The sequence below is a fragment of the Rhodoplanes roseus genome (assembly GCF_003258865.1).
Taxonomy (GTDB): Bacteria; Pseudomonadota; Alphaproteobacteria; order Rhizobiales; family Xanthobacteraceae; genus Rhodoplanes; species Rhodoplanes roseus.
In genome coordinates this window covers 1-13,832 of sequence record NZ_NPEX01000033.1, presented here as the reverse complement: position 1 = coordinate 13,832, position 13,832 = coordinate 1, and the positions used below count along the sequence as shown (strand labels likewise).

Annotated in this window: 11 protein-coding genes, 1 tRNA gene and 1 pseudogene; 3 read left to right on the top strand and 10 right to left on the bottom strand. The window is 67.5% G+C overall.

Going from position 1 to position 13,832, the window contains the following annotated elements:
* Window positions 1-62 precede the first annotated feature (62 nt).
* Window positions 63-1,299, bottom strand: a pseudogene (locus CH341_RS07220) (IS3 family transposase); the annotation flags it as partial.
* Complete coding sequence (locus CH341_RS07215; protein WP_111418357.1) at window positions 1,263-1,523, bottom strand: hypothetical protein; 261 nt, start codon at window positions 1,521-1,523, stop codon at window positions 1,263-1,265. The gene CH341_RS07215 and the pseudogene CH341_RS07220, both read right to left, overlap by 37 nt.
* 177 nt (window positions 1,524-1,700) lie before the next feature.
* On the opposite strand from CH341_RS07215, the gene CH341_RS07210 reads away from it, so the two are divergent.
* Window positions 1,701-3,080: an IS1182 family transposase gene (locus CH341_RS07210; RefSeq protein ID WP_111418356.1), complete on the top strand. Its 1,380-nt coding sequence runs from the start codon at window positions 1,701-1,703 to the stop codon at window positions 3,078-3,080.
* Between the two features lie 601 nt (window positions 3,081-3,681).
* Entirely contained in the window at window positions 3,682-4,947 is a 1,266-nt protein-coding gene (locus CH341_RS07205; RefSeq protein ID WP_245430931.1) for a tyrosine-type recombinase/integrase, read from the top strand.
* 573 nt (window positions 4,948-5,520) lie between these two features.
* Here CH341_RS07205 and CH341_RS07200 read toward each other — a convergent pair.
* On the bottom strand, window positions 5,521-6,183 hold the full coding sequence (locus CH341_RS07200; protein ID WP_111418354.1) for a recombinase family protein: 663 nt from the start codon (window positions 6,181-6,183) through the stop codon (window positions 5,521-5,523).
* Window positions 6,184-6,391: 208 nt separating this feature from the next.
* On the opposite strand from CH341_RS07200, the gene CH341_RS33620 reads away from it, so the two are divergent.
* Window positions 6,392-7,090, top strand: coding sequence for a hypothetical protein (locus CH341_RS33620; protein ID WP_146604404.1), 699 nt, complete (start codon window positions 6,392-6,394; stop codon window positions 7,088-7,090).
* Between the two features lie 563 nt (window positions 7,091-7,653).
* Here CH341_RS33620 and CH341_RS07195 read toward each other — a convergent pair.
* From CH341_RS07195 to CH341_RS07165, 7 genes are all read right to left on the bottom strand, one after another.
* Window positions 7,654-8,415 carry a ParB N-terminal domain-containing protein gene (locus CH341_RS07195; RefSeq protein WP_111418353.1) on the bottom strand — a complete coding sequence of 254 codons (762 nt, stop codon included), beginning with the start codon at window positions 8,413-8,415 and terminating at the stop codon, window positions 7,654-7,656.
* On the bottom strand, window positions 8,412-8,888 hold the full coding sequence (gene rnhA, locus CH341_RS07190) for a ribonuclease HI (protein ID WP_111418352.1): 477 nt from the start codon (window positions 8,886-8,888) through the stop codon (window positions 8,412-8,414). Before rnhA ends, CH341_RS07195 begins: the two co-directional genes overlap by 4 nt.
* A gap of 135 nt (window positions 8,889-9,023) precedes the next feature.
* Window positions 9,024-9,662 (bottom strand): BRO-N domain-containing protein, encoded by a 639-nt coding sequence (locus CH341_RS07185; RefSeq protein WP_170149512.1) that lies wholly within the window; start codon window positions 9,660-9,662, stop codon window positions 9,024-9,026.
* Window positions 9,663-9,808: 146 nt separating this feature from the next.
* Window positions 9,809-9,988 (bottom strand): hypothetical protein, encoded by a 180-nt coding sequence (locus tag CH341_RS07180; protein ID WP_111418350.1) that lies wholly within the window; start codon window positions 9,986-9,988, stop codon window positions 9,809-9,811.
* Between the two features lie 469 nt (window positions 9,989-10,457).
* Window positions 10,458-10,534, bottom strand: a tRNA-Arg gene (locus CH341_RS07175).
* Between the two features lie 252 nt (window positions 10,535-10,786).
* Entirely contained in the window at window positions 10,787-12,163 is a 1,377-nt protein-coding gene (locus tag CH341_RS07170) for a sensor histidine kinase (RefSeq protein WP_245430930.1), read from the bottom strand.
* A 173-nt stretch (window positions 12,164-12,336) separates the two neighbouring features.
* Window positions 12,337-13,764, bottom strand: coding sequence for a dihydrolipoyl dehydrogenase family protein (locus CH341_RS07165; protein WP_342635003.1), 1,428 nt, complete (start codon window positions 13,762-13,764; stop codon window positions 12,337-12,339).
* Window positions 13,765-13,832: the final 68 nt, after the last annotated feature.

Below are 13,832 nucleotides of genomic sequence, written 5' to 3'. Positions count from 1 at the left end.
GACGGTGGTGCCGGTCGCGCCGCGGAACGTGTCAACGATTCTGAGACAGTCCGACGTGGAATTTAGGCTTGGATGTTTTCGCTTTTCGGCGGTGGATTGATCCAGGTTGCGGTCGGTTTTGTGGGCGGTCGGGGCTGCTTGCGAACGAAGCGTTCCGGGTTTCTGGTGAAGGCGTCGTCGAGGGTGCTCTGGCGGGCGGCGTGGACGTCGTCGGCCTGACCGTAGTGGACCTGGTCGGGCGTCATCAGGCCGATGCCGGCGTGGTGATGCTCCTGGTTGTACCAGTCGAAGAAGCCGCGGCAGAACGTCTTGGCGTCCTGGATGCAGCTGAAGCGCTGCGGGAACTGCGGCTGGTACTTCATCGTTTTGAAGTGGCTTTCCGAGAACGGATTGTCGTTCGAGGTGTGCGGGCGGCTGTGGGATCGGGTGACGCCGAGATCGGCGAGCAGGAGCGCCGTGGCCTTGGCCCGCATGGGACCGCCCCGGTCGGCGTGCAGCGTCAGTTGCCCGGGCGGCGCCGGATGCTTGGCGATGGCGTCGTCGAACAGCGCCTTGAACAGGGTGGCGCTCTCACGATCGGCGACGCACCAGCCGACCACCCTGCGGCTGAAGATGTCGATGATCACGTAGAGATAGAAGTACGACCATTTGGCCGGCCCCATCAGCTTGGTGATGTCCCACGACCACACCTGGTTGGGAGCGCGTGCCAACAGCTCCAGCTTCGCGTAGACCGGATGGCGCCGCTGATCACGACGCTCGCGGACTTCCCGGTCGGCGGCCAGGATGCGGTACATGGTGCGGATCGAGCAGTGGTAGACGCCCTCGTCGAGCAGGCCGGCATAGACCTCGGCGGGGGCCTGGTCGACGAAGCGCGGCGCCCGCAGAAGGTCGCGCACGGTGTTGCGTTCCACGACCGTCAGCGCGCGGTCCGGGCTCGGTCTGGGAGGCCGTGCGGGCGGCGGCCCGGCCAGCCGGGAACGCTGCCGGTAGACGCTGGCGCGCGGCACGTTCAGGGCCGCACAGGCGCCGGCGGTCAGGCCGGGCGTCGGCGCCGAGGCGAGGATCGCGTCCATCATGGCTCGTCGTCGCCGTCCAGCGTCGCCAGCGGAATCCCCACCAGGGCCGCAACTTTTTTTGGATGTCGATGATCGCCTCGGCATGGGCCAGCTTCCGGGCGAGCCGCGCGTTCTCCCGCTTCATCTGCGCCAGCTCCGCCGACAGCGGATTCGCCGATGCGGGCTTGGGTCCCCGCCTGGCCGGCGTCAGCGCGCGCGCTTCACCTCGTTGCAGCTCACCACGCTCGACGCCGTCTTGCCGCCAGCGTGGGCGTAGCAGAACGACAGCGTGTCGGCGTCGACGAGCTCGGCTGTGAAGTAGCCGTCCGTATCGGCCATGACCAGCTTCTTGCCGTCGCGACCCGCAAACGCGCCGATGAACGGCTCGTTGGTGGATTCGGCGCCGCTGGACAGCTTGCTCACACCCCAGAAACGACGTCCCTCCTGCCCGGTGATCTCGATGATCAAGTCCTTCTCGAACAGGCCCGGCTTCTCGAACGTGGCGGCGCTGCTCGGCCAATGCGCGCCGCTGCCGGCGACGATGGGCTGAGAGCCTGAGAATCTTTCGACCCTCCTCGATTTGGGAGGATCGGGCTGTCGTCGCGTGCGAAGAATCGTCGCGTTTGATTCTCGGAGCATGCGGCGATGGGATCTTGTGATCGGGACGGGCTGTTCGGAGCTTTGCCGGAGCAAGGGGCGCCGGCGCGGGCCGGGGGTGGGGCGCCGCGGCTTCGGCTTGCGGAGCGCAGCCAAGTGGAATGGCGGCCGCTGAGCCTCGACGAGCTGGTGCCGGAGGATCATCGGGTCCGGCTGGTGTGGGAGTTCGTGGATGGGCTCGACTTGTCGGCCCTGCACGCGACCATCAAGGCGGTGGAGGGTCGTGCGGGGCACCCGCCCGCGGACCCGCGCATCCTGATGGCGCTGTGGCTTTACGCGACCGTGGAGGGGATCGGCAGCGCCCGCGAGGTGGCGCGGCTGTGCGGGGAGCACGTGGCGTTCCAGTGGCTGTGCGGCGGGGTGGGGACCAACGCCAAGACGCTGGTGGACTTCCGGGTGGCGCAGGGGGCGGTGCTGGAGCGGCTTCTGGTGGACAGCTTCGCGGCGCTGGTGCGGGCCGGGGTGGCGAGCCTCGACCGGGTGGCGCAGGACGGCGTGCGGGTGCGGGCGGCGGCAGGGGCGGCGTCGTTCCGTCGTCATTCGACCCTGGAGGACTGCCTGCGGGGGGCCGAGCAGGCCGTGCGCGACCTGCGGGCGGAGCTCGACGCCGATCCGGCGGCAGGCAGCCGGCGGCAGGCGGCGGCGCGGCAGCGCGCCGCGAAGGAACGCGAGCGACGGGTTCGTGCGGCGCTGGCGGCGACGGCGGAGCTGAAGGCGCGCCAGCAGGACAAGGTGCGCCGGCAGGCCGAGCGCGACGCCCGCAAGCCGAAGCCGGCGGCCGCACAAGCCCGCAAAAAGCCCGAGCCGGAGCCCCGCGCCTCGACCACCGACGCCGAGGCGCGGGTCATGAAGATGGCCGACGGCGGCTTCCGGCCGGCCTTCAACGTGCAATTCGCCAGCGACACCACCAGCGGCGCCATCGCCGGCGTGTCGGTCGACCCGATCGGCTCCGACATGGGCAAGATGGCGCCGATGAACGACCAACTGGCCGCGCACTACGGCCGGCGACCGCGCCAGCATCTCGCCGACGGCGGCTTCGCCAAGCTCGACGACATCGAGGCTCTGGCCAGGGACGGGGTCGAGACCTTCGTGCCGGTGCCGACGCCGCGCGATCCGGGGCGTGACCGCCATGTTCCGCTCCCCGACGATCCGCCCGGCGTCGCCGCCTGGCGAGAGCGCATGAAGAGCGACGCCGCCAAGACTATCTACAAGGAGCGCGCCGCCACGGCGGAATGCGCCAATGCCCAGGCCCGCAATCGCGGGCTGACCCGGTTCCTCGTGCGCGGCCTCGACAAGGTCAGGACCATCGCCCTGTGGCACGCCCTGACCCACAACATGGTCTGTTCCTGGCGCCTGATCGGCGCGTGATCGGCGCCTGATCGGCGCGTGAGCCGACAGCCGCCGCCGCGGTCGGGACACCTCGACCTCAGACCCCGGCAGCAACCCCCGCCAGCCCGCGCCTCGCCACGGCCAGCACAACAACCGCCCGGCACGCACTTCCCGCCGAGGGCGAGCTCACCCTGTCCGTCATCGACTCGAGAGATATCGAATCGTTTTCAGGCTCTGAGGCTAACGATGCCTCATTCGCGCCTCGTTTTGTCCAGGGGAGCGGCATTGCACGGCGCCAAGGCGATCAGTGACGACGTCCACCTGCGCCGAGCCAAATATGGGTAGCGGTATGGGCACGGCCGCACACCAATCAAAAAATCTTTATGATCCAATGCGTTATCTTGTCTGCTGGCGGAGGGAGTGGGACCCTCCCCCGTTGACCCATGAACCCCAGAAAAGACTGGCATTCGGCCACTTCTTGGCCTAAGCGTTAGGGGCAGAGCGTTGGGGGCAGCGTTAGGGGCATGGGATCGAGACCGGGGCGACGAGCGGTCGCGGCGACTACCGCTACCTGACACAGCCGCGGGGCGACGGGACAACGTGGTACGCCACCGTCGAGGTGCCGCGGACGTTGCGTGGTGTGCTCGGCAAGAAGCGGCTGGTCCGCTCGCTGCAGACGACGAACTTGGACATCGCGCGGGCGGCTCGATGGGGTGTGGTCAAGGACCTCAAGGCGGAGGTCACCGCCGCCGGCAGGCCGAAGGGCGATCAGGGGGACCCGGTCATCCAGGAAGCACTGGAATGGCGGGAGCACATCACCAGGGCGGACGACGAGGACGAGCGCGAGGTCCTGTTGGATCGGATTGTCGAGCGGGCCGAGGCGATCGACATGGCGATCCGTCGCCCCTCCCTCCACGACCATGACGACGAGGCGCCCGCCGACAAGGCGCAGGCCTTCCTGGACCTCGCCACCGGCAAGGCGACGCCGCTGGACGCCTTCCTCGACCGCTGGCTGAACGCCACGACCTACAACGACAAGACCAAGCAGGAAGCGCGGCAGACGCTGCAGCAGTTCGCAGATTGGTGCTCCGAGAATCGACGCCGCATGTTCCTCGAGACGGTGGACGACCGGGTGGCGGCGGACTTCCGGGACGAGGCGCTGGTGAACCGGAGCATGCCGTGGAAGACCGCGAACAAGAAGCTCTCCTTGCTGCGCCAGTACTGGAAGTGGCTGGGCAACAACCGCGGCATCAAGGGCAATCCGTGGCTGGGCAAGTCGCTTCCGAAGCTGAAGCGCAACCGCATCGACCCGGACGGGCCACTCGGCCCCGAACGCGCCTTCACCGATGAGGAGATGAGCACCTTGCTCAGGGGCGACCCCGACCTCGATCTGGCGGACGTGATGAAGATCGCGGCGCTGTCGGGGATGCGCATCGACGAGATCGGCCGACTTCGCGTCAAGGACTGCCGCAACGACTGCTTCAGCGTCTGGAAGGGAAAGACGGACGCCGCGGTCCGCAAGGTGCCGATCCACTCGGCCCTACGGAAGATCGTGGCGCGGCGGACCAAGGGCCGGTCGGATGACGGCTACATCTTCCCGGACTTCCCCGAGGGATTGGACGGCAACCGCACCATGGCGGTGTCGAAGCGCTTCTACACCTACCGCCGCGGTCTCGGTGTCGACGATCACCGCCCCGGCGCTCGCCGGTCGAAGGTCAATTTCCATTCGTTCCGGCGCTGGTTCGCGACCAAGGCAGAGGCGTCCGGCCAGCCACCCAACGTGATCTTCAAGGTGATGGGCTGGGACGAGAAGGGCGCCGCGCAGATGCTGCGGACCTACTCGGATGCGGAACTGGTCGACCTCAAGCGGAAGTGCGTCGAGGCAGTGAGGCTGCCCCGCGGATGACCTTATTGCGATCATCCTGACGCCTCATGTAAAACCATTTTAATACGCGCTGTGACCGCACACAAAAATTTCTTGACGGCCCGCCGCCGCGCGGCGCATACCTAGTCAGTCGCCACCAAGCGACTGTTTTTGCTTCTAGTTCTGAACTTACATTGCTAACAAATGCTTTTAACAAAGGATACTGTAATGCATACAATTACCGATTACATATTCAACTTCATAACCTCGATAACTGCGGTTGGCGATCATCCGCCCATCATCGTCTTTGCGGCGATCAAGGTCGCTTGCCTCCCAAAGAAAAAGGCCAGAAGCAGGAAGGCGCGGTGACCCTTTTCGGCACCATCTGGTGGGGAGCATGCTCGGCGATGCTTCCCGCCGCAGCTCTCCAGCATGTGTTGCCGGACGGGAAAACGGCAAAGTGGGCTCCTCTACAGAACCCCGCCACGAGGGGCATCACGCCTTCGGTACGCTGCTTCACGCTGGGCGGTGCTGTTTCTGCAGACAGGGTGAAGCGGCAAATAAGACAGATGGGCTCGGACCGCCTGGAAAACATCTCGGCCGCCGACTGTCCAATCACTGCACTCCGAGGTCCGCCTTCCCCCTGCCCTCCCACACAATCAGAGCCGCCTCCGCTTCCGTAGGGTCGTTCTTGATCCGGTAGACCGTCTGTCGGCTTAGGCCGGTGGTCTTGGAGATCCGCGTGATCTCAGTGCCCTGACCGAGCAGACCTCGGACCTCGGCGAACTGCTCGCGGGTGTAACTGGGCTTCCGGCCGAGGTAGCGGTGGTCCTCCCGGCCCTTCGCCACCTCGATCCCGGCCCGCTGGGCTTCCTTGATCGCCTCGGCGTTGGCCTGTGCGGTTGCCGCCATGAAGGCGATCAGCGCGTCCCGGACGGCCTGCTGCATCGGGTCCTTGGTGGCGCCGTCGAACGTCAGGTTGTTGATGACGGTGCGGATGACAACGCCGCGGCGCATGAACTCGCGGATGGTGTCGCAGACGTCCGAATAGTTGCGCCCGAGGCGGTCCACCCAGCGCACGACCAGCACGTCACCGGCGCGGAGCATGTCGAACAGCCGCCGCCCCTGCGGACGGTCGCGGAGCCGGGTGCTGATGCCGGAAACGCCGTGATCGGCGACGACCTCGTCGATCTTGAACCCGGACGCCTCGGCGTGGGTCCGCTGATGGTCGAGGGTCTGCTCGGCGGTGGAGACGCGGGCGTAGAGGATGGTGGACATGGCAGGCTCCGGGACGTCCGTATGGGTACTGTCCGCACAGTAGCCTGTCCGTAGATCGAATTCAACCCATACGGACATTGGAAATTGGCACATCCACATTGTCCGTATGGCTATACCCTAGCGGTCGCTTGTTTCACCGGATCTTCTAGCCGGACAGCAGCGCCTGGGATACTTTGCGCATGCTATCAAAGGTTCGGGAGCACTTTAGATGCCACAAAACACCAACACCCTCGTTGGTCTTGTAATATTTTTCTTTACGCTCTTGCTCTGTACTTTTATCACGTCTCTCTTCAACTCAAAGGCGGGCGAGGTCGCCAGTGCATTGGGAGGTATTATCGGCGGCGCTGTAGGCGCTATTGGCGCAGCTCTGGCTGTCTACTTAACGTTAAGAGGCCAAAGAGACGACGAGGCTGAGAAGACGCTGATTGCAATAATCATGGAAATTGCGTTTCTTGCAAAGTACGTAGCTGGTAAATTGGAATTATGCACGAAGGTTCTCAAAGGAGAGTTCTCGTGTCCTCGTGGGGGCCTCCCAATAGTGATGTTCATCCCCTCTCCTGTCATCTATCCAATTGTGGCGGACCGTATAAGTCGCCTTTCACGCCCGGCTCTTGTTGTCTCCTTCTATACGACGCTTATGGAAATACAGGGCTGTATGAATGTTATTGTTTACGCTAAGGGGGATGACATGATTGCAGCTCGCGACATACGCGGGCTAGCCATACTTCTGCGAGAACAGTGCAATTACGCAAAGCTAGTCTTAGAAGACGCCTCGCGCCTTCGAGCGCGGGAGACGGGGCTTTCAGCCGAACAGCTCAAAGCCGTAATAAACATGCTTGACGAGAGCATTGCGAAGGCCGACCAGAATTTTCCATCGTTTGATGAGTACGTGCGTACTACCGATTAACGCCGGGCGTTGGCAGGGCACGGGAGGGCTTGGCCCCTCAATGCCAGGCTCTCCCACGGGCAGGACGCAGGGGTCCGATCCGCTTCTTGTCGGCGGACTTCGGTGCGGGCTTTCTCGGGTGCTCCCGCGAGCAGAAATGGCGCTGGCCGCCCAGCGTTATTTATCGACGCTAGAGCACCCTGACGTTAAATGCGCCCCGTCATCGGGAGGTCGGATCTAGCATCGGTCGAGCGGTCCCCCCCGGGGAGATCAGCACTGGCAGCGGGTCCAGGCTGACGTGCTGTCGAAGCAGTAGATCAACAATCGACCACGTCCACCACGTTGATCGCTAGGGCCGGGCGGGGGGACTTGGCATGGCAGCGCGGATCGAGGGGGCGGCTCGGAAATTGTCGCCAGAACACGCCGGGTCCTTACCCAACGGGTCCCATCCGCGGATCCCCCGGCGCTATGCTACGCCCCCGGACGGGCGATGTTCCCGGTGACCCGACGAGGCCCGAAAAGCCATTGCGCTGCAGGGGCTTCCCGTCCGCTATGGCTCCTGGGGTGTCCACCGTGGACACTCCTCAGAAATCCGCTGTTTCGTCAGTTGCTTGCTCGTGCCTCCACGGTCCGGCTTCGGTCAGCGCCTGAGCCGCCTTCCGCAGCCTTGCCGCAAGGGCCAGCCGGGCGGTCGGGCACAAGGCCCGCGCCTCCGCCACTGCCTGTCGGGCCACGCCCTCAATGCTTCCCACGACGCGCTCGTAAGGCGTCGGTGGGCGCTCGGCGGGGGCATCGGGGCCGGCTGTGAAGTCCCTCGCGCTGGCCATCCGCTTCGCGATCTTCGGGTGGTCCTTCTTCATCCACTTCTCGATCGCCGACTTGCTCGCCAGTCCTCCCATTTCACGGGCGATCTCCCGGTACGACTTGACGCCGCGGCCTTTCCGATAGCGGCCCTGCGCCATGTAGACGTCGAACACGGTGCGCTTCTCGCTCTGCCGCAGCCGGGCGCCGTTTCGGGTGTTCGCCAGGGCCGCCTGCCATCGCGCCTCGTCCTCCGACAGGTCCGTGACGACGGCTTCGACGGCCTCGCGCTTCATGTGCTGCTGCGCCGCCAGCCGGTGGGCGCCGTCCATCAGGATGAGCGCTCCGTTGACACGGGCGAGCTGGATCGGCGGCATGGCGGCCCCGTTGGCGTAGGCGGTGACGTAGTCCCAGCACAGGCGCTGATCGAAGCGGTCCCGCACCTGCCACTCGGGGCGGACCACGATGTCGTCAACTTCGACCTGTGCGTGGATCGAGGCGGCGGCGTCGTCCAAATCAGCCCAGACGTTCGCGGTGTCCGTCACGCGCGAACCCCCACGGTGGCGAGGCGGACCTTCTCGGCCTCCGCCCGTGCGATCCGGTCGACGGCCTCGTTCCCGGCATCGCCGGCGTGTCCCCGAAGCCACCGCAACTCGACGAGCGGCCGGGCGTCCACAAGGGCGAACAGCGCCCGCCAGAGGTCGGCGTTGGCGACGGGCTTCCGGTTGGCGTTGCGCCACCCGCGGCGCTCCCACTGGGGCCGCCACTCCCGGGCACCCCGCACCACGTACTCACTGTCGAGGAACAGCACGGCCGGGGCGTCGTCCGCCATCGCCCCAAGGGCGGTGGTCGCGGCCGTCAGCTCCATCCGGTTGTTCGTGGTGTCGGGCTCGCCACCGCTCAGGGTGCGCGTCGTGCCGGTCGGATCGGTGATGATGCAAGCCCAGCCGCCGGGGCCGGGGTTGCCGAGGCACGAGCCATCGGCGAAGGCGGTGGTGGATGTATTAGTGGTGGTCATGTTCACCTGTGTTGTTGAAGATGGGCGCGTGTCGCCAGCCGGGTGGCCAGGCCCGTCAGAGGGCGGGGCGGTCCGCGTTTAAGCTGTTGTGGCCCCTATCGTACCAGAGGCTGCAAATTGATAAGATCACGCGCTCTAAGTTGAGCGTTCTGTGCTTACTGTTAGTGTCCCGGTTTCTCCCGGGCGGCCTCGCCGATCCGTCAGTTCAATCCGATTGAACCGGCTCTCGCCCTTGGCCAGCGCCTTCGCCGCCACGGCCGCCTGCCGCTCGGCCTCGGTCTTGGCGTGGGCCTCCTGCTCCTCGGCGAGCCGGATCAGGGTTGCGGCGTGCTGCCGGAGCGCCTCCGTGAAGGTCGCCGGCAGCGGCATCATCTCGGTCGCACCCACCTCCACGGCCGCCGGGTCGGCGCCGGCCAGGACGTAGCCGCCCGTCTTGCGGATCGCCGGCAGCACCTCACGGACCACCCAGTCCTGGAACGGCCGGGCGATCGGCTTGTCGCTGCGCATGACGAGGCGGAAGAGGCCGGGCTCGGAGAGGACGTGAACCCAGGCGGCGCGGCCGGGGAAGAGAGCGTGGTCCGAGCACGCCCTCTTCGACAGGCTCTTGTGCTCGTCGTCGTGCAGGGCCCGGTACGTGTTCCAGTCCGGCCGCAGCCCCAGCACGGCGCACACGTCACCCCCGACGAACCAGGGCGCCCCGTCGAGGGTCACCACGCGGACCTTGTGGGTGGTCTCCAGGCCCTCGATCAGGGCGGTGAAGTCGTAGATGCTCACGTCCGATCGGAAGTAAGGCCCCGTGCCCGTGGCGCCATTCTGGATCCCGCACAGACACCCAGGGCGGACGATGACAACGCCACCGCCCGCCCTGAAGAACTCACCAGCGACCGCCTACGGGCCGCCTCGGGACCGTCCGCCGAACGTCAGGGATTGTCGGGGAAGACGACATGCCAGACAGCGGTCGGCACCGCCGTGATGTCCTCGATGCCGGCCGCGCGGAGCACGTCGGGCGCCGTTACGGTCAGCATGGGGGCCGCCACCGTGTCGGCCAGCTTCCGGGCCTTCCGATCGTCGGCGACGAGGCCGCGAACCGGGTCGGTCATCAAGTCGAGCGTCCACGGCTCGGTCCGGGCGAAGAACGACCACGCGGTGTCGTAGCCGGGATAATCGTCGGGGTTGAGGTCGCTGCCAGCACAGCAGTTGGGGTCGGAGCGTTGGGGGCAGCGTTAGGGTACGACGCATTGTGCACCGCGGTAAATTATTGATTTTTATGATATTACTGGGAGGTAATTTTACTGGCGGAGGGAGTGGGATTCGAACCCAAAACACACTTCTTAAAAAGCGCAGGTCTGTTCGCGGCGTTTCATTCGACAGCACGGCTTTCGCAAGGCTAAACGCTAACCGCCATGCAGCGTCGCATTCGCGGACCGTCTGCTTGCGCCGTGCCTGCGCAAATCACCCGGCAGGCGCCGCATCCTAGCGGCTCCAAAGAATTGCTTACCAGCTGATTATCAGTGTGGGCTCGCGATAAGCAGGTGCAAGCTCAAACTACAGCTAAGTGTTTGATATAATTGGCGCGCCCGGAACGATTCGAACGTCCGACCCCCAGATTCGTAGTCTGGTGCTCTATCCAGCTGAGCTACGGGCGCGTGGCCGGTTCGCCCGCGAGCGTCCAGGGGACGCCGGGGCGCGGCGACGCATAGCTAGCGAGTCGGCGCCGGCTTGGCAAGACGTAGGTGACGGGATCGCGACGGCGGTCCGTGCATGGCCGGGTTTTGGGGTCTGCTCCGTCGGTCCGGGGCACGGACCGCAGGTCGGCGCCCCCGGAACCCATATGCCCGGTCTCGGGGCTCACGACGGACAGGGGTGGGGCTCGATCTCGCGCCTCCTGGCGGGCCGGCTCACGCCCGGGCGCGCTGGTCGCGGCGGTCCTGCAGGTCGACGGCGCGGTCGGGAATCGCGATCCGGAAGGTGGCGCCCAGCGTGCCCTCGACGAGGCCGATCTCGCCGCCGTGCAGGCGCACCAGCTCGGCCGCGATGGCGAGGCCGAGGCCGGTGCCACCCGAGCGGGTGGAGCCGCGGAACGCCTCGAACAGGTGCTCTCGCGCCCGGCTCGTCAGGCCGGGGCCGGTGTCGGAGACCTCGAGCACCACGACGGTGCCCTCGCGCCGGCCGCTGATTCGGATCTGGTCGCGTCCCGGCTCGTTGGGGGCGCGGCCCTCCAGCGCCTGGACCGAGTTGCGCACCAGGTTCACCAGCACGCGCAGCATCTGCTCGTAGTCGGCGTCGAGCGTCAGCCCGCGCTCGATCGCCGTGACCCAGCCGATCGGCCCGTCTAGGCCGAGACCGAGGGATTCGCGCGCTTCCTCGACCAGCGCGTCGACGGCGACCGGCTTGCGGTCCGGCGGCGGCTCCTGGGCCCGGCCATAGGCGAGCGTCGTCTCGCAGAAGGCGATCGCCCGCTCCAGCGCCAGCATCAGCTTGGGGGCGAAGCGCTGCACCTGCGGGTCGGCGATGCTGCCGAGGCGGTCGGAGATGAGCTGCGCCGAGTTGAGGAGGTTGCGCAAGTCGTGGTTGATCTTCGACACGGCCAGGCCGAGCGCGGCGAGCCGGTAGCGCTCCGCCAGCATCGAGGCGAGGTCGGTCTGCATGGCGGCGAGCTCGCGCTCGGCGATGCCGAGCTCGTCCTCGCGGGTGGAGCGGCGGGCGATGCGGTTGGGATTCTCCGGATTGGCCCGGAACGCCGTCATGTTGGCCGTGATGCGATGCAGCGGCCGTACGAACAGCACGTGGAGGGCCAGATAGACCAGCGCGGCCGTGATGCCGGAGATCACCAGCGAGAGCAGCAGCACGTTGCGCGAGAAGCGCCACATGGCCTGCTTGAGCGGCCCGGCCTCCAGCACGATCTCGACGAACTCGCCGCCCATCGGGGCGGGGCCGACGGCGCGGATCAGGTCGGTGTCGTGGCCGGTCAGCAGCGTCTTGAAGGCGTCGACGATCGCGGTGGGCGCATCGACGGCGCGGACGTCGACCTCCTGGCTCACCGCGGCCGGCAGCTCGGTGGTGGCGAGCAGGCGGCGCTCGCGACCCATCTTCATGGCGACCGCGCGCGCCCCGATGCTGTCCAGGATCTGCCGGCTCAGGCTCTCGGGCACCATGCCGCTCGGCGCGGCGTCGAGCACCAGCGCGGCCGTGTGGGCGGCGGCGAGGCGGTCGCTCAGCCAGCTCAGCCGGAAATTGGCGATCGAGGGGACGTAGATCAGCACCTCGGCCAGCATCACGAACAAGATGGTGAGCACGAGCAGGCGGCCGGAGAGCCCGAAGCGCGGTATTGCGATGTTTCGCGCCGTCGCCAGCACGCCGTGCGGCGGGGCGACGTCCGCCGTACCGGCCGGAGGCGGTGCGAGCTCCGGTGGCCCGCCTTGCGTGTGGAGTGCAGTCTTGGCGTCCATCAGCCCAACCGACGCAACCAGCCGACCATCCGGCGCACCATCGGATTGGTCAGGGTTCGGGAATAGAACGTCATTGCGGCGCGTTTCCCGATCTCCCCGCGGGTCGGATAGGCCACCACCTGCTCGGCCAGATCCCGCACGGAGAGGCGGTTCCGGACCGCGAGGCCCCAGGTCGTGATCATCTCGCCCGCATGGGCACCCACGATACTTGCGCCGAGAATGCGGCCGCGGCGTGTCGTTACCAATTTGACATGCCCCGGAATGTCGCGCTCGGCGCGGGCCCGGTCGTTGTCGGCGAGCGGCCAGCGCAGCACCCGGAACGACTCGCCGCGGGCCCGCAGCGCGGCCTCGGTCGGCCCGATCCGGGCGAGCTCGGGATCCGTGAACACCACCCGCGGGACCGCGTCTGGATCGAACCGGACCGGAAGGCGAAACAGCGCGTTGCGGATCACGAGCGCGGCCTGATGGCTCGCCCCGTGGGTCGAACGCGCCCCCGGGATGGCGTCGCCGATGGCGTAGACGCGAGGATTCGTCGTGCGCAGCGCCGCGTCGACCCGGATGCCGTCGGGGCCGTGCGCGATGCCGGCCCGGTCGAGATCGAGGCCGGCGAGGGAAGGGACGCGGCCGGCCGCCACCAGGAGGTGGCTGCCGGTGAGCGTCTCGCCGGTGTCCAGCGTCAGCGCGACGGCTCCGCCGGCCCGAAAGGCGCGGGCGATGCCGGCATGCGGCCGGATGTCGACGCCCTCGCGTCGCAGCGCCGCCAGCACGCTCGCGGCGGCCTCGGGGTCCTCGCCGGCGAGCGGCTCGCCGGCCTCGACCAGCGTGACGCCGCTGCCCAGCCGGCGGAACGCCTGCCCGAGCTCGAGCCCGACCGGCCCGGCGCCGATCACCAGGAGGTGGCGGGGCAGCACATCGAGGTCGAAGACCGTCTCGGTGGTGAGGAAGGGGACGTCGGCCAAGCCCGCAACCGGCGGGAGCCTGGGGGACGATCCGGTGGCGATCACGACGCGGCGTGCGGTGATCTCGGTTGCGTCGTCCACGGCCAAGCTGTCCGGCCCAGTGAAACGGGCCGTGCCGGCGATCACGCGGACGCCCAGAGCCGTGAACCGGGCGGCCGAGTCGGTCGGTGCGATCCCGGCGATCGTCGCCCGGACATGGGCCCGCAGCGCTGCCATGTCGACCATCGCCGGCCCGGCCTGGACCCCGAAGCGATGCGCCTCGTCGACCGCCCGGGCGTGCCGGGCCGCAGCGATCAGCGCCTTGGACGGGACGCAGCCGGCGTTCAGGCATTCGCCGCCCATCCGGCCGCGCTCGACGAGCACGACGGGCACCCCGAAGCCCGCCGCCGCGGCAGCCACCGACAGGCCGGCCGCCCCGCCGCCGACGACGCAGAGATCCGGCGAGAGCCTTTCGGTCATGGCGGCCATGGGGCGTCCGGCGCGGCGCCGGCCTCGTCACCGGCGGCCCGCCGGGCGGCGCGCCAGCGGCGGACGGC